The organism is Polaromonas sp. P1_G2 (genome assembly GCF_056405515.1).
On the sequence record NZ_JBFUBY010000691.1, the window covers coordinates 1 to 621 of the forward strand.

At 61.5% G+C, this 621-nt stretch carries 1 protein-coding gene; it reads right to left on the reverse strand.

All coding sequences use genetic code 11. The features are described 5' to 3' along the window. Nucleotides 1-621, reverse strand: a 621-nt coding sequence (locus AC1D0P_RS26975) for an NAD(P)/FAD-dependent oxidoreductase (protein WP_477679539.1), incomplete at both ends; no start/stop codon positions are given.

Below are 621 nucleotides of genomic sequence, written 5' to 3' on the forward strand. Positions count from 1 at the left end.
CTCATTTTCCTCATGGTTGGTGTTCGACAGGAACACCGAGGACAGCCGGTCGAAGGTCAGGACACCATCGGGCTTCGGATAGACGATCTTATTGTGGTTCGCAGCCGGCTCCAGTGCTTGCGCGTCGGTCTTGCCATGCTTCAGCGTGCCGAAGAAGGAGAAGCCGAACAGCTGGTTGGTCCACATGTCCAGGCCGCCGAGGCCGATGCCGACCAGAGTGCCGAATTTCGACCACAGCGGCTTGACGTTGCGGACGCGCTTCAGATCCTTGCCGATGTCAGTCTTGCGCCATTCGTTTTCGATCTCGACCGGCTCGTCATTGGCGCGACCCGCCTCGATTGCCGCAGCAATCTTGTCGGCCGCCAGCATGCCGGAGAGCACCGCATTGTGGCTGCCCTTGATGCGCGGCACGTTGACGAAGCCGGCGGAACAGCCGATCAGCGCGCCGCCCGGGAAGGAGACCTTCGGCACCGATTGATAGCCGCCCTCTGTGATGGCGCGAGCGCCATAGACCAGCCGCTTACCGCCCTCGAACGTGCCGCGGATCGCCGGATGCGTCTTGAAGCGCTGGAACTCTTCGAACGGGTAGAGCCAGGGATTCTTGTAATTGAGGTGCATGAC